A 21,996-nucleotide genomic window follows, 5' to 3' on the forward strand; every position below is an offset into this window, starting at 1 on the left:
CCTAAAAATCCCAGACAAAACACAGATTTAATAAATAAAGAAGGTTCAGTAAATAACTATTCTTCAACCCGATGTACTGCAAATTTGTGTAGCGGCAAACTAACAATGCAAGAAAAAGTTAAGAAATATGACAGAGCCGTAGTTATTTTCAAAGTCATGAGTACACATTCCCAGTTGGGTAAAACCGTTTTCTCCAGACCAAAAGCTACACAATAAACTAGCCAGTAACTAAAGCTCATTCTGAACAGAATTCGTTCTGTTTCTTCTACATCATTTGTTTGCTGCTGCCCGTCCCACAGTAACAACAGTCCAATAATGCAAGCTACAAAGGAAACAGCAACTACAAATTCGTGACAAAATATATTTAACGAATGCATTTGTGTTTATTCCCAAATTTTTCAGTTAAAATTCAGTCTAAAGGAATATTCCTTGCAGAAATACAAATTATTTACAAACCTCAATAGATTCAAGAGCGGTGAGTGAAAAATTTCACCCAGAACTCAGCACTTGGTTCTCGAACAGAATTCAATAGTCAGGAGTCAGAATTCAGAATGGATTTTGTAGCGTCTTGATTCTGACCGGAGGCGGAGCGTCTCCGGCTCCGCTCCTGAATTCTGACTTCTGAATTCTTCTTCAAGGGTCTAGTCCAGCACGGCGGAAATAAACATACCATTTCAAATGGTGCAAGACCTTGGAATACAATTCTTTTGACTTTTGACTTCCGGCTTGCGGTACTAGTGGTCTGTCCCAAAAGTTTTGAGAGGTTAGTGGTGTTCAGTAGTGAAACCCAACAAACACGCGAAAATGTTGGGTTTCACTATGTTCCACCCAATCTACGCAGATGAAGGGTTTTTGGCGCTAACCCAAGCTCAAGTGATAACAGACAAAATTCAGTCAATTTGGAAAGCTAGAGATAATTTATAAAAGCTTTACAAAAAAAGGCAGAAGGCAGAAGCTTAAGGCTTGGTTGTTGCACGAAATCACTAACTTTTCTCTGCTTGCTTGGCAATATATTTCTCAAGTAGGAATTGCTTGAGGTGCGGTTGTTCTAAGTTTAAACCAAGCTCTTGCGCTTTCTGACTAATTTCCTCATAAGTTAGACCTTCACTAATAGCATTGGCAATCAAGGCAATACCACCAGCCCTTGCTCCAGCAGCACAGTGAATTAAAATTGGTTTGGGTAAGTTCTCAATCTCCTGAATTGCTAACTCTGTTTGCTCTTGATTTGGTTCTGAAGGCTTTAACGGGACGTTGGCATATTGCAGTCCAGCTGCTTCGGCTTGCTGCTGTTCGTCACTGAGAAAACCTGCTTCATCGGGAGAACGCAGGTTCAGCACCGATTTAAATCCCTCTTGGGCTGCCTGTTTTAAATCTTCAGAAGTTAGCTGTCCAGCAGCGCTCAAGTCGTCACTAACCTTTTTAGTATTGCTCATAAACTTTAACTACACTATTTCGATAGTTTTATCGTAGTTTATTTTGTAGCTAGAGACAGGATGGAGTTTTGCATTAGACATCTCCGAATATGAATGTAGAGACGTAGCAGTACTAAGTCTCTACAAGGGTTCTGGATAACGCATATTTAATTTCTGGAGATGTCTATTGTTTTGCATTTTATTTAATCCACGTTCCTAAGCCTGTAATGCCTTAAACCACTTATTCAAAACTGTGCTGATGGTTTTTTTAATCTGATGTTTACGACTCCACTTTTGGAATGCCATTTCATACTCTTCGCCTTTGATTTGAAAGGTATTCCAAACATCAAGCCCTATAGGCAATCCACAGAATAGTACAATGTACAGTGACCAAGTAATTGCGCCACCAGTGACTAAATTAACCAGTATAAAAAAACCGTTGAAAATTGCATAATTGCCTAGACGCTTCTGAAATCTTCTGATGCGGTACGCGTCAAAAGCTTTTCGTTGTTGGACTTGTCCCTGTTGTACGCTCCAATCGCGTTCTGCTAGTTTTAAAGAATCAGGTGATATTTCTAACTCAGCGGCAATTTCTAATATTTGCTCATAAGAAAATTCTGTATCTTTGTCATCAGCTTGACGAGCGATCGCCAAGTGCAGAATTTGTTGGACATCTTCTTGGCTATACGAGCGGATGCTTTGAGGTTCAAACGCCGTCATAATTCTTTCTCTTATATTACTTTTAATAGAAACTTGCTGCCCAATAGATTTTAAGCAGCTACGCCAGTACTATTTCCATTATTCTTACATTAACAAATCTAGATGCTCTCCTGCATCGAATGTATGAGATTTTTAACTTTTGGCAGGGGTAAGAGGCAGGGGAAAACGAATCGCACAGTACCGTTTCAGTGGGAGGTTTACGGCGTAATAGCTAAAGGATTGTGAAGAGGTCTAGCTAAATAATCCCATTTATTATAACTTAATAGTTATAGAACTATTAACTGGATCGCTGCATTACTCATGGTTAACACCTTACCCAAGCCAGAAACTAAAACCCCCAGCAAAGAAACTGTACTCACCCCTCGGTTTTATACTACAGATTTTGAAACAGCAGCCCAGTTGGATTTGTCTGCCCAAGAAACGGAATTGCAGGCGATGTTGACAGAAATGCGGACAGACTACAACCGCCATCATTTTGTTCGCGATGAAGCCTTTGAACAGTCTTGGGAACACGTTAGCGGTGAAGCAAGGCAGGCGTTTATAGAATATTTGGAACGTTCCTGCATTTCTGAGTTTTCCGGGTTCTTGCTATTCAAGGAATTATCCCGCAAACTAAAAAATCGCAGTCCAGTGCTGGCTGAAATATTTCAACTGATGGCGCGTGATGAAGCCCGCCACGCCGGATTTCTCAACAAAGCAATGGGCGATTTTAAAGTTTCCCTGGATTTAGCCACTGTTACTAAAACCCGCACCTATACGTTTTTCCCGATTGAGTGGGTACTTTACACCGTTTACCTCTCAGAAAAAATCGGCTACTGGCGTTACATTATTATTTTCAGACATCTAGAAAAGCACCCAGAAAACGAGTTTTACCCCATTTTCCGGTACTTTGAGAGTTGGTGTCAAGACGAAAACCGCCACGGGGATATATTCAAGGCGCTTTTACGTTCTCAACCGCAACTCTGGAACACTTGGAAATCTCGGCTGTGGAGTCGCTTTTTCTTACTATCGGTATTTGCTACGCACACCTTGACAGTTCATGAACGTTCCGGGTTCTACACATCACTGGGGCTTGATGCTACTGAGTTTGATCTCCAAGTTGTCCGCAACACCAATGAAACCGCCGGACGGGCTTTTCCAGTGATGTTGAATACGGAACATCCCAAGTTTTTCCCTCGCCTGCAACACTGTGCAGGTTACAACTTGAAAATTGCAGAGATTGAGGGCGGTTCTGGGCCAAAATTGGTGAAGCTGATTCGCAAACTACCTTTGATTGCAGGAATTGTTTGGAATCTGCTGTTAGTTTATCTCATCAAACCTATTGATACTGAAGTCCTGCGGGGAATGGTTCGGTAGCTATTAGACATCTCCGAAAAAGAATGTAGAGACGTAGCAGTGCTACGTCTCTACAAGTGTTATGGGTAACGCATATTTAATTTTTGGAGATGTCTATTAGGCAAGAGGCCCCAAGCTATACTTGCGAATCGCTCTATTACGAATGCCTTCAATTAGCTTGTAATGAACATTTGCTGGATGCTACCTTCTACAAGGTGACACAGGATTTGGAGCGGTTTTTTTAACAATGAAGCGTAGAAATAAGGTAGCTTTTAGCTTAACATCACTGATTGCTCTCAATTTAATATCTAGTTTAATTGTATTTGATAGAGCAAAGGCCACACCACCAAGAACTCCAGACAAAAATGTTAATTGCGAGATTTTGGTGGTTGGGGGTGGACTATCTGGTGTAGCCACAGCTTATGAGGGTTTGTTAGCAGGAAGAACAGTTTGTCTGACAGAAATTACTGACTGGCTGGGGGGACAAATTTCTGCTCAAGGGACATCTGCATTAGACGAGCGCCCAACTCAGCGAGCTCTCAAATTCTATTCTCGTGGCTATCTGGAATTGCGAAACCGCATTGGGCGCAAATACGGTAAGCTTAACCCCGGTGACTGTTGGGTAAGTGAATCTTGTTTTCTTCCCCGCGATGCTCACACTATTTTGACCCAGATGCTTAAAGATGCCGAAAAGCAGGGCAAAGGGAAACTGCAATGGTTTCCCAACACGGTAATTAAGGATTTAGAAATTTCTGCTGATGGCAAAATAATTAATAGTGCGATCGCAATTCAACATCAACCATCAAAAGGCGCACCACCTCTCAATACTTTTACTTTATCTCAAACTATCGAAGATTCTTATAGCTACGAAAACTCATCTCGGTTTACCAAAACTATTCTCCGTTTTATTCCCAAGGCAGCCAAAGAGGATGCTCCTAAATGGTACGTTGTAGACACCAGCGAAACTGGAGAAATTATCGCCCTTGCTGATGTTCCCTATCGATTAGGCATTGATGCCCGTTCTTACCTAGAACCTTCTGCTTCTGAAACCAACAACGATCCATATTGCCCTCAAGGCTTTACCTACACCTTTGCAATGGAGGCAACCAAGGAACCCCAACCGCAAACAATGCCCCCATTTTATTTAGAATATGCGCCATATTTCAGCTATGAATTAACACGACTGGCTAACTTTGATTTAGTTTTTACCTATCGTCGCATTTGGAGTCCAAATCAAGGGAAATCAGAAAAATTTGGCGGTGTAGATTTTACTGCGCCGACACCAGGGGATATCTCCATGCAAAACTGGACTTGGGGTAACGACTACCGCCCCGGGACAGCCAAGGATAATCTAATTTACACTCGCCAACAGTTACAAGCTACTGGACAGTTACAACCAGGGGGTTGGATGGGAGGATTGCGGACAGAAACCCTCCGCAAGGCTGAGGAAAATGCCCTCTCTTTCTATTATTGGTTGGTAGCTGGGACTACAGATTCTAAACTAGGGGATGGTGTCAAGCAGCAGCAAACTAATAACCGCTTTGTTTCTGGTTTAAATTCTCCGATGGGAACAGTGCATGGTTTATCGAAATATCCTTATATGCGAGAAGGACGCCGCATCATTGGCCGCCCTAGTTGGGGACAGCCTGGAGGTTTTACTATCGGGGAAATTGATATTTCTCGCCGAGATTATAATGATGAGTATTACTCCAAGACTCTGCCAGCAGATATGTATCGTCGGCTACGAGCAGCAGTTGCCGGTTTAGAGGCCATATCAGTAATTGACGGTAAAGTTCCAGCAGACAAAGCAATGCGACGAACTCGTTCTACGATTTTTCCCGATGCTGTGGGAATTGGTCACTATGCCATAGATTTCCATCCTTGCATGGTAAATAGTCCTCCAGAAGCCCCTGGTAATATAGAACATCCAGGTGAAAGACGTGCTGCTGGTCAAGCTTATCCCTTTCAAATTGCTCTGAGGGCGATGATTCCCCAAAAAATTGACAATTTGCTGGTGGGAGGCAAAAGCATTGCCACTAGTCATATCGCCTCCGCTGCCTATCGGGTACACTCCTTTGAATGGTCATCTGGCGCAGCTGCGGGAACTATTGCTAGTTTTGCCATTAAAAATGCGATCGCACCTTACCAACTAGTTGATAATTTACCCAAACAAGAGCCACAACTAGAAGCACTCCAACGGCTTTTGCAAAAAAATGGCAATCCTACCGCTTTCCCAGATACATCTATTTTTAACGAAAACTGGGATAATTGGAAATAGGGATTAGGGACTGGGGATTGGGGATTGGGGACTGGGGATTAAATTCTTTCCAATGCACAATACCTAACTCTAATATCAAGTTTGGGTGATTACTTGTAATAAAATCTATCAATGTAGGTTGAGTTGAAAGCAGTCAAACCCAACGTGAATACAGATAAAGTGTTGAGTTTTGTTCCTCAACCCAACCTACAAATATTACCAGTGTTTAACCGAACCTGATATAACTCCTAACTCTTAACTCCTAACTCCTAACTCCCTAATCCCTACTCCCCAATCCCCAATCAATGAACTAAACTAGTTACTTGTAGTGTAGTTTTGTAAAATTATCTTGACCAATTGTTGTATGGTTATGACACTTTCAGCAGATGTTTACGGAATGGCTACAGCACCAACTATAGCTCCTGAACGGTCTAATCAAGTTGTCCGTAAGACTTATCCGAATTACAAAGTGATTGTATTAAATGACGATTTTAATACATTCCCACATGTGGCTGAATGTTTGATGAAATATATTCCGGGGATGAGTGGCGATCGCGCGTGGGATCTGACTAATCAGGTACACTATGAAGGTCAAGCGATCGTCTGGGTCGGGCCCCAAGAACCTGCGGAACTCTATCATCAGCAGCTGCGCCGAGCCGGTTTGACAATGGCACCTCTAGAAGCAGCTTAATTAATATTATGGGCAAACCCACCGCAGATCCTCTCCGCACGGCTTCACAAAAAGCTGCTAGACTAGTTTGGAATCACTCGACACATCTTTCTGGTCTGATTCCCATATTAGAACGTCTTTGTCAGCACGATGGTATCCAAACTGTGACGCCAGGAGTGATTGGGCGGGCAAAAGGTCACTGTCCAAAAATGCAACTCCGCGTCTCAGTACCGATTCGCGGTGGTTATAAAGTTATTGCACGGCAGGGTAAGACGGTACAAGAAGTATTTATTTTAACGACTTTACCCCAAGATCAACTAGAAACAACATTAGCGATCGCTATGAGATGTTAATCATTTCTCATGCCCTTTAAGAGTGCTGTTAGCGGTAGCGGGGCGTTTAGCCCGTAATGAGTGCTGAGTGCTGAGTGGGAACTTGGAACAGTTTCAATGCCCCGCTACCGCTAACAAAACTAGTTTTACCCCATACCCAATGCCCAATGCCCAAAATAACTATTTACTGAACCTTCTGACTAAATAAATTTCTACCTGTGCAAAATTGCTGAGTATTATTCTTACTCAGCAATCAGCACTCAGCACTGAGTATGATCAACAGACTCTACCGTATAAATTTCTATGATTCTCTTCCTGATGCCCAGGTATCACGCCATTTGACAGTACCTTCTTTCGCAATCACCCAGCGGCGATTTACCAGATTTTCGCGCAGAGGCGATTGCCCTTCCCGCCACATGGCATATTTATAAGCAATCAGTTTACCAGCACTTTCATCAAAGGGAATCTCAGCCGACCAGGTATTTGAGTTGATGTACTCTAAAGGATATGCTTTGCTAATATCCCATTTACCCAACTCTGGGCAATCTCCTGTCACCACAATAATTTCACCGGGTTGAGTATCCACGCCATTGAGTTGGACGCGGACAATTGTCTGTGCTTTGATTCGTTCGCCAACGTGACTGAAAACAAGCACTCCCCGTTCTTCTAGTACCAGGTTATAAATCTTGCCGTCTTTTACCTCATACTTATTGCGAGTCATCACGCAGGTATGTTCGCCATCAGGCAATTCTGTTTCTACTTCTGGGAGGGTAACTTCTCCTCCCCGGTTTAAAGCGACAAAACACAGAGAGTCACGATAGCGGCGTACATAACAGTAAACATCTGGTGTTAAGTATTTTTGCCAGTGGCTACCCATTGACACGGCTGGATTCAGTCGCCGTAAACCAGACAGCAACCTGATGGAACGATAAATTTCACTATCAGCATCCCAATTTTCCATCATTGGGCGGTTGTATGGATCGTTACCACCATCGGTGTCGTCATGGAGATACTGTTCTGTACCGTAGTAAATGCAGGGAATACCGCGAGATGTCATAATTAAAGCGATCGCAACCTTCAACATAGCTGGATCGGGGTTCAGCGATTGAAAGCGGGACATATCATGGTTGTCAATGAAGGTAATTAACTCTGTTGCCCCGTTGTAGCGATAATCCTGATCGAAAATATATTGAATGGTTTGGAATCCCATTTCTGAACCTTGCCCCAATGCGGCTCGAATTGCCACACACAAACCAAAGTCTAGAAGTGTCATCCCTGAGTGATTGGCAAATTCCACCGAGCGATCGTCACTCGGATTACTATAAATCCATTCACCAAAAATAAATACATCTGGTTTGTGATTGGTCATCTCGCCAGTGAATTCTTGCCAAAACCAAATCGGCATGTGCTTGACAGTATCCACCCGCAGTGCATCCACACCCCGGTCTAGCCATTGTTTGATTGCTGACTTAATATATTCCCGATATTCTGTATTGTTTTCATTGAAGGTTGCTAAACCAGCTAGTTCACAGTTCTGAACTTGCCAATCATCTTCCCAGTTTTGCACTTCGCCATAGTGATGATACCAATTATTGACATCATTATTGAAGTCAGCAATTTTTACACCATCATCAAATAATTCACCCTTACTACCACTGGTATCAGGGCTGCTATGGTTGCAGACAATATCTAGCACCAGCTTCATATTGCGCTTGTGTAGTTCCGCAATTAACCGATCGAAGGTGGTATTTTTTTCTTCTTGAGTAGCATTTAAAGAAGGATTTTCTCCATCAGCAATGTAGCGAGGATTAATCCGTTTAAAATCTTTTGTCCAATAGCCATGCATTGCCGCATTGCTAATAAATAACTCTTCAACCTGCTCGAATAGTGGAGTTAGCCAAAGGGCAGTAACTCCCATGTTTTTAAGATAGTCTAACTTATCGATGACACCTTGCAAGTCGCCACCCCAGTACTTACCCCAATCTTTTCTATTTGGATCGTACAGTTCTGAGTTTGCACCTTCGCTATTATCTGGATCGCCATCATAAAAGCGATCGACCACAAGAAAGTAAATAGTTTCTTGACGAAATTCAATATCTCTGGTGTAAAGAAACTCTAGGTCAATTTCAGTTTCCGATGGTGGGGTTTCTATAATAGCGTCTACTTTTTCTTGTGCAGAATCAACTTTGTATTGATCTGGGGAAAACTGCGATGGAGGGGTTTTTACCATAAAAAACTCAAAATTTCACGTAATTTACATTTGTAGAACTAACAGTACAAAAGCTTTGAGTATTGTGTGTCACTACAAGCATCGGTATTGTGACATCCTGCCCACGGTGTAGGTATCTATCGCTAGCTAGTTTATAATTCTATCGATAGATATAATTCATCTGCTAGAGGATAAAAACACAGGAATATAGCAGTTATTAACGATAATTGCTCGATCACAAAAATTTACAATATTTAGTTAAATTGACTTTCGGTAAATATTGAGTCTAGCTGGTGTTTAAGTGTATATTCGACAACAGATTTGAGAACACCTCAACCCTTTGGAGATTATCTGTCAACAAGGTTTTGTGACATTTGAGCAATACTGAGTAAATAACGTATTAGCCAACTTTTTCTCTAGAAGATTCGCTCCATTGGTAAACTGACCATTGTCACTTTCAATCTGTTATTACTATCAAGGAATTAATTTAGGTAGCAAATATGACTAAATATGACAAGGTTTTTAACTCACCAAAGACATCAGAGGAATCACTAAGTCCAGAGGAAGCGGTGGCGGCGATCGCAACTGTCACTGCGATCGCAGATTCAGTGATTGACGAGGTAGATGCAGAAAGTTTAGCGGGTATTCTCTGGGAATTCGAGGTTTTCGAGGAATACTCAGAAGATGAAATCACAGAAATAGTTGATAGACTCATCTCCATTGCCGAAGAAGAAGGAATTGGGCCTTTGTTTAATGTCGCTAAAGTATCTCTCTCAGATGAATTAGTGCTAGATGGTTTTGCTGCTGGGGTAATAGTACTTTTAGACGATGAACTCGCCATCCCCAAATCGAAACAAGCCTACCTCAAAAAGCTACAAGCAGCCTTAGAACTTGAGGATGAAGAAGCAGAGGAAATCATCAAGGAGGTAATTGCAGCCTTTAAAGAAGCAGAAGATGAAGAATATGCAGACGATGATGATGACGATGATGATGAAACAGTAGTCATCGAAGATTTTAGCGACCAGGTATATCAATCCCCATTAGGTAATTTTACCGTGCCAATTCCGGTTGATCCCCAGCAGGGCGGTAGAATTCAGAGCCAGGAAGGAGTAGTTGGCTTTTCTGATGACATCGGTACTTTGCTGAGAATTGATTATTATCCCTTCCCCCTGGAACAGTTAGAGGAATTGGAGGCTGTTGGACAAGAAGAATATTTACAAACAATTTTAGTAGACAAGTATGTACCGCAGGCGATTTTTGCCAATGTACCAGATGCTTCTGTGGAGTATACCGAATATCTGGAAAATACTTTGCGAGGCGCTTACTACGTGTTAATCGATATGCCGAAAGGTTCCACAATTTCTAAGCAAGAAAATAATGGAACTGCGATCAGATTAGATGCGTACCGAGGACTGCTTACCTTTATCAGGGGTGAATTTTTGTATATAGTTAGTAGTCAACACAGCTTTATTAACGGCGAAACTCCCGATTCTATTGAAGAAGAGGCCGAAGACATCAAGGAGAGTATTTTAGAGTTTGTTGAAACTATAGAGTTCGCCTAGTGGTCTGTCAATAAATAATTGATGGATAAATTATCCAAGTATTGTGGGGTGGGCATCTTGCCCGCCCAGTCTATAATGTGGCGGGCAAGATGCCCACCCCACAAGAGTTAATCGAATATTTTTTTATTTGGAAGTCCCCAATCCCCAATCCCCAGTCCCCAATCCCCAATCCCCAATCCCCAGTCCCCAGTCCCCAATCCCCAATCCCTAATCCCCAGTCCCCAATCCCTAATCCCCAGTCTCTAGTTTAATGCCCATCGCGAGGTAAGCTTACCTGATGTACATTTGGAAAGGGCGATGTCTGACGACAAGCCTGGAGAAGAGAGGAAGTCTCTAGCTCCGCATTGGGTGTCTACGCTTATAATTTTTCATGACAATAACCCTGCTGAACAATCGCTATCAAATTATCCAGGTAATCGGCGCTGGTGGGTTTGGCGAAACCTTTCTAGCAGAAGATGTCCACATGCCTTCTCGCCGTCGCTGTGTGATTAAGCAACTCAAACCGGTCACTAATAATGACCCGCAAACCTATCAACTTATTCAACAGCGATTTGAAAGGGAAGCCGCAACCTTGGAGTATTTGGGTGAAAGTAGCTACCAAATTCCTAAACTCTATGCCTACTTTTCTGAGAACGGGCAATTTTACCTCGTCCAAGAATGGATTCACGGTCAAACCCTGACAAAAATTGTCGAAGCCAAAGGATTTGAGAGTGAAACTGTGGTTCGGCAAATCCTCTTGAGTCTGCTTTCAGTTTTAAATTATGTTCACAGCAAAGGCATTATTCACCGCGATATCAAGCCAGATAACATTATTCTCCGTTCTGTTGATAGCGAGCCAGTTTTGATTGATTTTGGGGCAGTTAAAGAAACAATCCGTTCTGTGGTAAATCCTTCAGGATACCCGACGCGATCGCTCGTTATTGGTACACCCGGATATATGCCTAGCGAACAAGCCGTTGGCCGCCCAGTTTACGCCACTGATATCTACAGCTTAGGTTTAACAGCGATTTATCTATTGACTGGCAAACACCCGCAAGAACTACTAACCGATCTGAAAACTGGGGAAATACTTTGGCAGCAACACGCGCCTCATGTCTCTTCTCAATTGGCGGCGATACTCAATCAGGCAATTAGGCCTCATGCTGGCGATCGCTACAGCACTGCCAGTAAAATGCTATATGCCCTGCAATCTGCTAGCAATATACCTCCTGATTTAGCTGCAAATACTGCCACAGTCAGTTTTTCTCCCACTGCGACATCGACTCGACAAACTCAGCCATTATATTCTCCGCAAAACAATTCTGCGATCGCAGGATCTTCCGCTCCTGGAAACTGGCAAAAATCTGCTGTAATTTTTGGTAGTTTGCTAGTAGGCGGCTTGATTGGTGCAGTTGTAATACCTGGCATCATTCGTCAGAAACAGCCAGAAACAACCATTGCCACAAGTCTTACCCCATTGCCAGAATCTTTTCCGACTCCTATATCTAGCGAACCGCCCATTTCTTCCCAAACTTCACCACTTCCAATTCCAGCTGTACCGATCTCACCACGACAACAGCCAGTAATTCCCGAAACTTTGCCAACTTCTAATCCTCCGGTTGTATCTATACCACAGCCAAAAAGGAAGCCTATAACTTCAAATACTCCAACACCAGTAGCAGTCTCTACACCACAGCCAGAACCAAAGAATGAGGCGAGCGCAGTTCCCACACCAGAAGCACCTTCAGCACCACAAACCAACGAACAGCCGCCCAGTAAAGTCGCTAGCGTTCCGGCATTTCCTACAGGTACACCAAGAAGCGCCGTAGAGGCTACCCTTGGCAAACCAAATCAAGATTTAAGAGGCGCATGGGGTAAGACTCGTGCTGTCGTTTACAAACTAGTGCCAAACAAAATTGACCTTGGCTACTTATTCGATCGTAATTCTAAATCGCTGCGCCAAACTGAGGTATCTTTTGCCCAATCGGTAGACCCGCAGGTAATGGAAGATACCTTGAATGGGATGTTAAGTGGGCAAGCCACTGAAGAAATTAAGCAGGGACTTAAACAGGTACAACAGCGTAAATCTGATAATTTTAGTTTTAAGAATGGCTCAGTTAAAGGTCAAATTATCCGCCAAAAATGTGATTTTATTTACATCAGCATTTGGGATGTAGATTTACATGATTTTGTCAGTCCATCTACAGCCAAACAGTGTTAATTTTCTGAAAAATATTGTTCTCAAAAGCTAAATTTTTGTATCCCATAAGACAGATTCAGTATTCCAGATAGTGCTTACAAAACTGTCTTAATTGGGCTATAATCAAGACAATTTCAGTCTTCACAAGCACAAAAACTAAATTTTTAGAATTAGCCCGTTTGTTTTCTAGGTTTTACAACTAAACCCATGAAAATCTGTCTTCCCAATGCCCCATGCCCAATGCCCAATGCCCATTTTCAATTCTTAATCTTCATAAAGTTATAAATACCATTATTAAGTTTTTAATAATACTTGTCTCAGCTTCTATATTCATGTCGTAAATTGCGATCGGAATTGTGTAATCTAAAAAGAGCAAAGCTAAATTATTCAATTGAGGTCTGATGACTCCTACAATTATGCGTCAGCTTTGGTCAGTGGTTGAAACCGCCCAAGCCAAGCTCCTCTTACAACTGGATGATGCTAGCTTGGTGCAGTGGTTAGTAAAACAAACCGAAACGCAAGTTTTGTTAGATTCTCACGAAACTGATTATCTGTGCCACTACATTCAATCTCGGCTAGCCCTAATACGCGATATTGCCCATGAACGCCAGTGTTCATAATCGCAAAATCAGCATGAATTGATAGTCAACTGGCTTTTTGAGGAAAATAACCTTCCACTAAGCAGTCAGAGCCTACTACACGCCAACGAACACGTTCTAGAGATAACGCCTCAGTCATGGTAGTAAAACCTAAATCTCCCACTGGTGTGGGGGCAATGTTACCACCAATGATTTTTGGGGCAATAAATGCCAAAACTTTTTGCACTGCTCCTTGAGCGATCGCACTAGCAGCTAAGGTACCACCACATTCCCATAGCACGCTACAAAAACCTCGTTCATATAAGTATGCCATTGCCTTATCCGGTGTCAGTGATGTTAATTCCACTACCTCCACACCCTGTTTGAGCAACAGTTCTTGAAAATCGGGGTTAGCACCTTTCTGTGTCAACACCAAAGTTGGAGCATCCGTAGTTTGCCACAGATGGGCACTTTCCGGTAAGTTAAGATGGCGACTCATCACCACCCGCAGGGGATTATGTGCCCCCACCTGATGGCTGGTTAAGTAAGGATTATCCTGTCGGACTGTATTACCGCCGACAATTATGGCATCACAACCCGCCCGCAGTTGATGTACTTCATTGCGGGCCTCTTGGCTTGTCACCCAAGCGCTATGACCAGAGGTAGTAGCAATTTTCCCATCTAAAGTCATGGCATATTTTAAAATTCCTAAAGGTCGTTTGTAGAGAATGCGATGCACAAAAGCTTCATTTAGCTGGCGACAAGCTTCTTCTTCTACTCCTACCAAAACTTCGATCCCCGCCTCCCGCAAACGGGCAATACCACCTCCAGCTACCAATGGATTGGGATCAACCATACCCACTACTACTTTTGCCACCCCTGCTTGGATCAATCCTTCCGAACAAGGGGGAGTACGTCCGTAGTGATTGCAAGGTTCAAGTGACACATAGATTGTTGCACCACGGGCAGCGCTAACGCCTGCGGCTTTTAAGGCAAACACTTCTGCATGAGGCTCACCTGCACGAGGATGAAACCCTTCGCCGACAATTTTGCCATCCTTGACAATAACTGCACCCACTAGCGGATTTGGCGAAGTCCGCCCTAAAGCGCGGCGAGCAAGTTCCAAACACCGCAACATCATCCGAGAGTCAAAGTCAGTTCCTACTTTTTGCTTCGGTGGTGAATTTGAGCCAACTGCTGACTGCACTAGAGGTATATTTTCCTGAGTGTAGTTTGGTAAGGATGCATCTGCTTGAGCGGCCACTGGGGAATTATCCATAATTTTAGGCAATACTGTAAATATTCTGCACGCGATCGCGCAGCCTCTCCACAGGAGAATCGCGCTTTGATCCTGGTACTTAAACAGTAATATCCAGGCGCTATTATTGCCTGTATTAACTTGCACCAGTCTCTAATATTCACATTACAATTCAGGGTAACTGAAACTTTAGCAGATTTGAACTGGGGATTGGGGACTGGGTACTGGGGACTGGGGACTTTTAAGATAACTGGGTTCGACGAGTTATATAGTATCCAATCTAATTAGCGGTAAAAAACAGACTACTAAGACAATACTGTTCGGTTAAATCAAGAGACGCGATGAATCGCCGTCTCTACAATAATCAGTTTTTTGTAGAGACGGCGATTTATCGCGTCTTTGTAATGATTTATCGCATCTTTAGCGATCTAAAATAAAATTTTCATCAAAAACCTTAACCGAACTGTATTGACTACTAAGAGATGTTGCTACGTAAAACCATCCCTCTGCGAGTCGAAGAGGGACATATACCCGAATATAGATTTAATCTTCAGAACTAGCCTTTACAGTAACTAATAATAGGATGTTTAGGAGATGACTAATTTATGCCTGAAGAGCATCGCTTGGAGGAACAATTTCTATGCCAAGAAGCTGAAAAAAGAATATCCAGTCAGCTAGATGAAGTAGAACAAATAGAAATAGATATACAAACCGATCTATTGAAAATAGTTCAAGGACAGGCTGATGGAGTTTCGCTTACAGGTCAAGGATTAGTTATCCAGCAAGACATTCGCGTACAGGAAATCAAACTGCAAACAGATAGTATTGCCATCAATCCTTTCAGCGCTCTTTTTGGTAAAATAGAACTCGGTCAGCCAGTAAACGCTATTGCTCGAATTATACTCACTGAATTAGATATTAATACTGCTTTGGACTCAGACTTTGTTCGTAACCAAATGCAAAACTTAGAGTTGAATGTAGATGGTGAAATTGTTAGTTTTGAGCCGGAAGAAATTAAGGTATTTTTACCTGGTGATGGCAAAATAGAATTTAGGGGAAAGTTGCTGTTAAAGGAAATGGGAAATACTCGCCCTTTAGCTTACACTGCGATCGCACGTCCACGAAGTCATTCACAACCCGCGATGCTGGAGGGTTTTAACTGCACTGAGGGAGAGGGGATTTCAATAGAATTAATTGTAGCGTTGATGCAGAAAGCTAAAGAACTGATGAGTCTACCATATTTTGAATGGGAAGATATCGCTTTTAATATCAAAAATATAGAAGCACAGAAGGGTAATTTAATCCTTATGCTAGAAGCTCAGGTAAGGCAAATACCCTCATCATCAACTTTACTATCTCCTTAGTAAGATTGACAGGAGTTAAAGATAATTTTTGTTACTGAAGGATGATGTAAATGTCAGAAAATTTTTCTAGTATAGCTTTGGAAAGCTACTTATTTTTAAATTTCAAGTTATGCAAGAGTATGATGTTGTGCTGATCGGTGCTGGACATAATGGGCTAGTTTGTGCAGCTTATTTACTAAAAGCTGGTTATAGCGTTCTGTTACTAGAAAAACGTCCTGTTCCAGGTGGTGCAGCAACAACTGAAGAGTGTTTACCCCAAGAAGCCCCAGGATTTAAATTTAATTTGTGTGCTATTGACCATGAATTTATTCACTTAGGGCCAGTTGTTGAAGAATTAGAATTAGAAAAATACGGCTTGCATTATTTAGAGTGCGATCCAGTTGTTTTCTGTCCTCATCCTGACGGCAAGTATTTCTTAGGACATAAGTCGGTGGAAAAGACTTGTGCCGAAATTGCTCGTTACAATGAACGTGATGCTAGAAAATACGCAGAATTTGTAGATTTTTGGCAGCGATCGCTAGGTGCAATGATTCCGATGTTCAATGCACCACCAAAGTCAATTATAGATATCCTTGGTAACTACGACATCACAAAACTGAAAGATTTATTTTCGGTGATTGGTTCTCCAAACAAAACGCTGGACTTCATTCGCACGATGTTAACCAGCGCTGAAGATTTACTTAACGAGTGGTTTGATGAGGAATTTCTAAAAGCACCACTAGCCAGACTAGCATCAGAACTTGGTGCGCCGCCATCACAAAAAACCCTTGCTATTGGTGCAATTATGATGGCAATGCGTCATAATCCAGGAATGGCTAGACCTCGCGGCGGCACTGGCGCACTTGTGCAAGCTTTGGTGAATTTAGTCACAAGTAAAGGTGGCGTGATTCTCACAGACCAGCATGTTGAAAAAGTTTTAATTGATGATGGCAAAGCTGTAGGTGTACGCGTTGCTGGTAGTAAAGAATATCGCGCTAAATATGGGGTTATTTCTAATATTGATGCCAAGCGATTATTTTTACAAATGACTGATAAAAGCGATGTTGATGCAGCCGATCCAAATCTATGGGAAAGATTAGAACGCCGCATCGTTAATAACAACGAAACTATCCTCAAAATAGATTTGGCTTTAGATGAACCACTGCGCTTTCCATACCACGCCCACAAAGACGAATATCTCGTCGGTTCTATCTTAATTGCAGATTCCGTGGCTCATGTAGAACAGGCTCATAGCAAATGTACCTTGGGAGAGATTCCTGATGCTGACCCATCAATGTATTTGGTAATGCCTAGTTATTTAGATCCCACATTAGCACCATCAGGTAAGCACACCCTATGGATTGAGTTTTTTGCCCCTTATCAAATTGCTGGCGCAGAAGGCACTGGGTTAAAAGGTACTGGTTGGACTGATGAATTGAAAAACAAAGTTGCAGATAGAGTAATTGATAAGTTGGCAGACTATGCACCAAATGTCAAGAATGCAACTATTGCCCGTCGTGTAGAAAGTCCAGCAGAACTGGGAGAAAGATTAGGTGCATACAAAGGCAATTATTACCATGTTGACATGACTCTAGATCAAATGATCTTTTTCCGCCCCTTGCCAGAAATAGCGAACTACAAAACACCAATTGATAATCTATTTTTGACTGGTGCCGGTACTCATCCAGGTGGTTCAATTTCGGGAATGCCGGGACGCAATTGTGCCCGCGCATTTTTACAGGCAAAACATCCCATTAGCCAAACTTTAAAGGATGCGCGAGATTCGATTAAGTCAACTGTCGAGTCAGTTTTTGGTATCAATTAAACCTGAACCCCAAATTTTAAAAAATTTGGGGTTCTAGGGTTCTAAGCAATCTCTTGTTGCCACTTTAACTTTTGTCCATTTCAATTTTGGTGGTCTTCAATGATCCCCATAAATAAATTTAGGGGCTTGTATCATGAGTCGTTTTCGGTCAATGAGGCAAGATAGGATTGTTTAAGCGTTGTTTCAGGTCGCGGATGGCAGCGCTGGTGTTGCGATCGTAGGCGATTTGTACACAGCGAGAAATTATACTTATCAAATCAAAGTCGGGAAAATAGCGGCTGTGAGTTTGCAGTTGGTAATCTGCGCCTTGTAATTGATAAATCAATGGCTGCTGCTTCTTGAATAGCCACACTTCAGGAACGCGGTAGGGAAGATAATCCTGTACATCGGAATAACTAGTGACATCAATTTCAATGACTAAATCTGGAGGCGGATCTTGTTGCCAATCGATGCGTTTTTTACCAGAAACCGCTTGCCAGTTGTCAATATAAAAGCAATAATCTGGCTCAATTCCACTTTCTTCTGGTAAGGTCATAGTCACAGGTGTAAATGCGTCATATTCCCGACCATCGTGATCTAATAGTGCTTTAACAATGTCGGCGAGTAGGTTGGCATCTCGACCATGTACTGGTAATGGCGACATCAGCAAGGCTTCTCCATTGCAGTATTTTATACGTGGAATCGATCCATCTCCCCGTTGGTCACACAAACGCTGATACTCTTCCCAGGTAGCAGGTAAGCGCACCACAGAACCAGGGGGCAATTGAGTCTTTTCTGAGGAAACAAGGGCAAACATGGCTTATACTTCCTTTGACAGCCGCTTACTGCCATGATAACGGGGCTGGTGTAGGCGATCGCTAATTTTTATCCCCAGCATCACCGAACAAGGCAAAAGTAAAAAGTAAAAAGGCAAAAAAAGAAAAAGAAAAATGGTTTGAGAGCAACTAAATTTATTTATGGAATGAATTGAAGAAGAATTCAGAAGTCAGAATCAAGACGCTCGCGGACTCGCTAACGCTGCGCTATCAGTCGGGGATTCAGACCGCGCAGGAATTGAAGACCACCAAATTTCCAATTTGGTGGGGGTGCAAAAACGCCGATTATTCAGACGCTCGTTCGCGTAGCGTGTCGCAGACAAGACTCGCTAACGCTGCGCTATCCGCCAGTCGCACAAAAAACATTGCTGAATTCTGGCTCCTGACTCCTGAATTCTGTTCGATAAACAGATCGGCAACAAGTCCCGCAGATTTTTCAGTTGCCCAGCCCGCCTACGGATCAAAAATGTACTTAAATCTTTTTCAAATGCTCAATAAATTCCTTAATTAGAGGCGATAAATTACTAGAAGATGATTTCTCGTCATTGAAGTTGGAAGTTTAACTCAGGAGAAGTAATCATGTTTCCTTTGCCATGTTTTCCTGTCTATGCAGCAATAAAATCTTGGGCTGCTTTGATGGCGGCTTCTAATTCTTCCCGACTGTGGGCTTTCACTGTCAGTTTTTTGCCGTTGGCTTCCACCGACAATTCAATCGGTTTACCACCGAGGCGATCGCCCAGAAACCCCATCAACTTTTTCGCATTGGCTGTATTTACCTCAGCCATTAACAGACCCACCAGAAACCCACCTAATGCTTTGTTGCCTTCTGGTGGGCTAGGATCAAGAACACGACCAACTGTATCTACCTCGTCAATTTGCTTGAGTTCAGTAATTAGTCGTTGAACCTGCTCGTCCTTTTCTTCCGCGTCCAAGTCAGGGTCGTTGAAGGTGATCGTAAATTTAATGCTATTTGCGGTCATAATTGTACTAATAAAAGGTTGGTTAGTTTTTTTATAAAGACTAACAATTATATTTATATATATCAGTAAAAACCTCATACCTTATTTAAAATAACGAACAGTTGTACAAATCTTCATAGAATACGAATTTGTTTTTTTGGATATAACATCCTCAATTCCTTTAACGATTTGCACTACGGCACTTTTGGTGGCTTACCCACCCGCATACTCTACGTGTTTGTTGGAGTTGCACCACTAGTTCTTTTTGTTACTGTTTTTTTATGTGGTGGTATCGCTATCGAACAAAATCTCCTACAGGATTTATTAAACGGTTCGTTTTAAAGTAATTACAACTAAAAAGCGCCCTCCAGCAATGGGTTACTGTATCCTAATTAAGTTTTGGAAGTCCCTAAATGCGATCGCCATAACTAGCAGCCAAATTCAAATCGTGCAATGTCGCAATTATAGTCACAGTCATCCGGGAGCAGTGCATTTGGCGATCGCGAAGCTTTACTACCAAACAATGGAGTTGTCCTTCCCTCCTACGTCAGAACTGATGCCTCTATTTTCTATAGAGATGAAAATTGGCGAGTGGGTCTTAACTTCAAGAATCTTTTTGATACCAATTATTACGATTCTCATGGCTACTATCTACTTCCTGGAGCGTCACTAACTGTTCTAGGAACAATTTCAGTACAGTTTTAACGAACTTTGGGGGTTTAAGTCCCCAGCAATACAGGCAGCCCGTTTTGGGTCGGGGTCTAAATCCCCGTCCCAAAACGTAATTGCGAATTGCGTTAGCGCAGCGTAAAGCCTTCGGCATGGCTTCGCTTAGAGCGAGTCATCGAGCGTCATTGCGAATTGCGAATTGTTTTAATTCCACCCCAACCCTCCTCTTATATACGCGCTTTGCGTTCCCGTAGGGGAGGGAACATGATTTTTCTTCCCCCTTCCTAAAAACTGGATCTGACTTGTGTATACACCTTAGCCTTACCAGGAGGAGGGGTGTTAAGGACTTTTGGAAGAGGTATACTACAGTCCTCGCTACGAGCTATCAGTTTAGTGAATATGAACTATTTACGCTTAAATAATATTACCAAACGCTTTGGGTCTTTTATTGCTAATGACGATATCAATCTCTGTGTTGCATCTGGAAGCATTCATGCAATACTAGGCGAAAATGGTGCAGGTAAGAGTACTTTAATGAATATTATTAGCGGACTCTATCAACCTGATGCTGGTGAGATTTATCTCCAAGAAGAACTAATAAAAATTTCCTCGCCAAATGAAGCAATTAAATTAGGTATTGGCATGATTCACCAACATTTTATGCTTGTACCTCAATTAACTGTTACAGAAAATATCATCTTAGGGACTGATAAAACTTGGCGGCTAAATTTACAATCTAAACAGCAAGAAATCGCCGCATTATCCCAAGCTTATGGATTAGAAATTGATCCCACTGCCAAAGTTGAAAATTTATCTGTTGGGGCACAACAACGGGTAGAAATTCTCAAAGTTCTCTACCGTCGAGCAAAGCTGTTGATTCTTGATGAACCTACAGCAGTTTTGACACCGCCAGAAGTAGAATCATTAATTGCTATCTTGCGCCAATTGGCAGCAGCAGGTAACACAGTCATTTTTATCAGTCATAAATTAGAAGAGGTAATGCATCTCTGTGATTCAGTCACAGTTTTGCGCCAGGGAAAGGTAGTAGCAACAACATCAACTTCAGTGACAACACGTCAGCAGTTAGCAACATTGATGGTAGGACGGGAGGTAGCTTTACAATTAAATAAAAGTTCTATATTACCAGGAGAAATCATTCTGTCGGTGCAAAATTTACAAGTTACTGATGAAAGAAATATTCCGACTGTAAAGAATGTATCTTTTGAACTGCGGGCGGGAGAAATTTTAGGAATTGCTGGTGTAGATGGGAATGGACAACGAGAATTAGCTGATGCCATCGCTTTTGTGCGGACTATTAAGCAGGGTAAAATTGAGTTTACGTCCAAGCATTCCTCAGTGGGCTACATCCCAGAAGATAGACAGACAATGGGATTGGTGTTGCAATTTAGCATCGCCCAAAATTTGATTTTAAAAGCTTTTAAATATCTGCCATTTTGTCGCCGTTTTTTGTTACAACAAGAAGCGATCGCCAATCGTGCCCAAGCTGCAATGCAAGAGTTTGACATTCGGGCCAATGGGATTGATATCAAGGTAAGTCAGCTTTCGGGAGGAAATCAACAAAAAGTGGTGTTAGCGCGAGAACTGGCGCAAACACCAGCTTTAATTATCGCTATGCAACCTACAAGGGGGTTAGATGTAGGCGCGACATTAGCCGTCCAGTCTCGAATCTTAACAGAACGCGATCGCGGTGCCGCAATTTTGTATATTTCTACTGAGTTAGAAGAAGTGATGGCGATGAGCGATCGCATTGCTGTAATCTACAGAGGTGAGTTTGTAGCTATTTTGGATGCAGCCACGGCGAAGGTAGAAGAAATTGGTTTGTTGATGGCTGGGGGAACACCCAGAGAGTAAA

The 21,996-nt window shown here is 42.3% G+C and carries 19 protein-coding genes; 12 read left to right on the plus strand and 7 right to left on the minus strand.

What is annotated here, in order from left to right:
- Positions 1-56: 56 nt before the first annotated feature.
- From V7K76_RS12425 to V7K76_RS12435, 3 genes are all read right to left on the minus strand, one after another.
- Positions 57-377: a hypothetical protein gene (locus tag V7K76_RS12425; RefSeq protein ID WP_334780546.1), complete on the minus strand. Its 321-nt coding sequence runs from the start codon at positions 375-377 to the stop codon at positions 57-59.
- Between the two features lie 606 nt (positions 378-983).
- The gene (locus V7K76_RS12430; protein WP_334780545.1) at positions 984-1,433 is read right to left on the minus strand and encodes a beta-lactamase hydrolase domain-containing protein; all 450 of its coding nucleotides are present in this window, start codon (positions 1,431-1,433) and stop codon (positions 984-986) included.
- A 195-nt stretch (positions 1,434-1,628) separates the two neighbouring features.
- Entirely contained in the window at positions 1,629-2,132 is a 504-nt protein-coding gene (locus tag V7K76_RS12435; RefSeq protein WP_334780544.1) for a 2TM domain-containing protein, read from the minus strand.
- A gap of 300 nt (positions 2,133-2,432) precedes the next feature.
- Here V7K76_RS12435 and acsF point away from each other — a divergent pair, with 300 nt between their 5' ends.
- From acsF to V7K76_RS12455, 4 genes are all read left to right on the plus strand, one after another.
- Entirely contained in the window at positions 2,433-3,488 is a 1,056-nt protein-coding gene (gene acsF / locus V7K76_RS12440; RefSeq protein ID WP_334780543.1) for a magnesium-protoporphyrin IX monomethyl ester (oxidative) cyclase, read from the plus strand.
- A gap of 226 nt (positions 3,489-3,714) precedes the next feature.
- Positions 3,715-5,745, plus strand: a complete 2,031-nt coding sequence (locus V7K76_RS12445; RefSeq protein ID WP_334780542.1) for an FAD-dependent oxidoreductase — start codon at positions 3,715-3,717, stop codon at positions 5,743-5,745.
- A gap of 343 nt (positions 5,746-6,088) precedes the next feature.
- Positions 6,089-6,415: an ATP-dependent Clp protease adapter ClpS gene (gene clpS / locus V7K76_RS12450; protein WP_334780541.1), complete on the plus strand. Its 327-nt coding sequence runs from the start codon at positions 6,089-6,091 to the stop codon at positions 6,413-6,415.
- A gap of 8 nt (positions 6,416-6,423) precedes the next feature.
- Positions 6,424-6,747: a DUF2103 domain-containing protein gene (locus V7K76_RS12455; protein ID WP_334780540.1), complete on the plus strand. Its 324-nt coding sequence runs from the start codon at positions 6,424-6,426 to the stop codon at positions 6,745-6,747.
- A 280-nt stretch (positions 6,748-7,027) separates the two neighbouring features.
- Here the strand turns inward: V7K76_RS12455 and V7K76_RS12460 are convergent, their stop codons facing one another.
- Positions 7,028-8,956, minus strand: coding sequence for an alpha-amylase family glycosyl hydrolase (locus V7K76_RS12460; RefSeq protein ID WP_334780539.1), 1,929 nt, complete (start codon positions 8,954-8,956; stop codon positions 7,028-7,030).
- Positions 8,957-9,435: 479 nt separating this feature from the next.
- Here V7K76_RS12460 and V7K76_RS12465 point away from each other — a divergent pair, with 479 nt between their 5' ends.
- The 3 genes from V7K76_RS12465 (at position 9,436) to V7K76_RS12475 (ending at position 13,296) form a co-directional block, all read left to right on the plus strand.
- On the plus strand, positions 9,436-10,497 hold the full coding sequence (locus V7K76_RS12465) for a hypothetical protein (RefSeq protein WP_334780537.1): 1,062 nt from the start codon (positions 9,436-9,438) through the stop codon (positions 10,495-10,497).
- A 370-nt stretch (positions 10,498-10,867) separates the two neighbouring features.
- Positions 10,868-12,697 carry a protein kinase domain-containing protein gene (locus V7K76_RS12470; RefSeq protein ID WP_335029792.1) on the plus strand — a complete coding sequence of 610 codons (1,830 nt, stop codon included), beginning with the start codon at positions 10,868-10,870 and terminating at the stop codon, positions 12,695-12,697.
- A 380-nt stretch (positions 12,698-13,077) separates the two neighbouring features.
- Positions 13,078-13,296, plus strand: a complete 219-nt coding sequence (locus V7K76_RS12475) for a hypothetical protein (RefSeq protein ID WP_292853921.1) — start codon at positions 13,078-13,080, stop codon at positions 13,294-13,296.
- Between the two features lie 25 nt (positions 13,297-13,321).
- Here V7K76_RS12475 and ribD read toward each other — a convergent pair whose 3' ends face one another.
- Entirely contained in the window at positions 13,322-14,533 is a 1,212-nt protein-coding gene (gene ribD / locus V7K76_RS12480; protein WP_334780535.1) for a bifunctional diaminohydroxyphosphoribosylaminopyrimidine deaminase/5-amino-6-(5-phosphoribosylamino)uracil reductase RibD, read from the minus strand.
- 584 nt (positions 14,534-15,117) lie between these two features.
- Here ribD and V7K76_RS12485 point away from each other — a divergent pair.
- Both V7K76_RS12485 and crtO read left to right on the plus strand, forming a co-directional pair.
- Positions 15,118-15,876 carry an LmeA family phospholipid-binding protein gene (locus V7K76_RS12485; protein WP_334780534.1) on the plus strand — a complete coding sequence of 253 codons (759 nt, stop codon included), beginning with the start codon at positions 15,118-15,120 and terminating at the stop codon, positions 15,874-15,876.
- Positions 15,877-15,985: 109 nt separating this feature from the next.
- Positions 15,986-17,680, plus strand: coding sequence for a beta-carotene ketolase CrtO (crtO, locus tag V7K76_RS12490; RefSeq protein ID WP_334780533.1), 1,695 nt, complete (start codon positions 15,986-15,988; stop codon positions 17,678-17,680).
- 148 nt (positions 17,681-17,828) lie between these two features.
- Here crtO and V7K76_RS12495 read toward each other — a convergent pair whose 3' ends face one another.
- Positions 17,829-18,476, minus strand: coding sequence for a Uma2 family endonuclease (locus tag V7K76_RS12495; protein WP_334780532.1), 648 nt, complete (start codon positions 18,474-18,476; stop codon positions 17,829-17,831).
- A gap of 624 nt (positions 18,477-19,100) precedes the next feature.
- Positions 19,101-19,475, minus strand: a complete 375-nt coding sequence (locus tag V7K76_RS12500) for a hypothetical protein (RefSeq protein WP_334780531.1) — start codon at positions 19,473-19,475, stop codon at positions 19,101-19,103.
- 168 nt (positions 19,476-19,643) lie between these two features.
- On the opposite strand from V7K76_RS12500, the gene V7K76_RS12505 reads away from it, so the two are divergent.
- The 3 genes from V7K76_RS12505 to V7K76_RS12515 all read left to right on the plus strand — a co-directional run bounded on the left by V7K76_RS12505 (position 19,644) and on the right by V7K76_RS12515 (position 21,995).
- A complete protein-coding gene (locus V7K76_RS12505; protein WP_334780530.1) occupies positions 19,644-19,796 on the plus strand; it encodes a hypothetical protein in 153 nt (50 codons plus the stop codon).
- Positions 19,797-19,827: 31 nt separating this feature from the next.
- Entirely contained in the window at positions 19,828-20,127 is a 300-nt protein-coding gene (locus tag V7K76_RS12510; RefSeq protein ID WP_335029793.1) for a hypothetical protein, read from the plus strand.
- Between the two features lie 395 nt (positions 20,128-20,522).
- The gene (locus V7K76_RS12515; RefSeq protein WP_334780528.1) at positions 20,523-21,995 is read left to right on the plus strand and encodes an ABC transporter ATP-binding protein; all 1,473 of its coding nucleotides are present in this window, start codon (positions 20,523-20,525) and stop codon (positions 21,993-21,995) included.
- The last annotated feature ends 1 nt before the right edge of the window (position 21,996 follow it).

Origin of the sequence: Nostoc sp., assembly GCF_036917975.1 — a bacterium.
In the GTDB taxonomy this organism is placed as follows: domain Bacteria; phylum Cyanobacteriota; class Cyanobacteriia; order Cyanobacteriales; family Nostocaceae; genus Nostoc.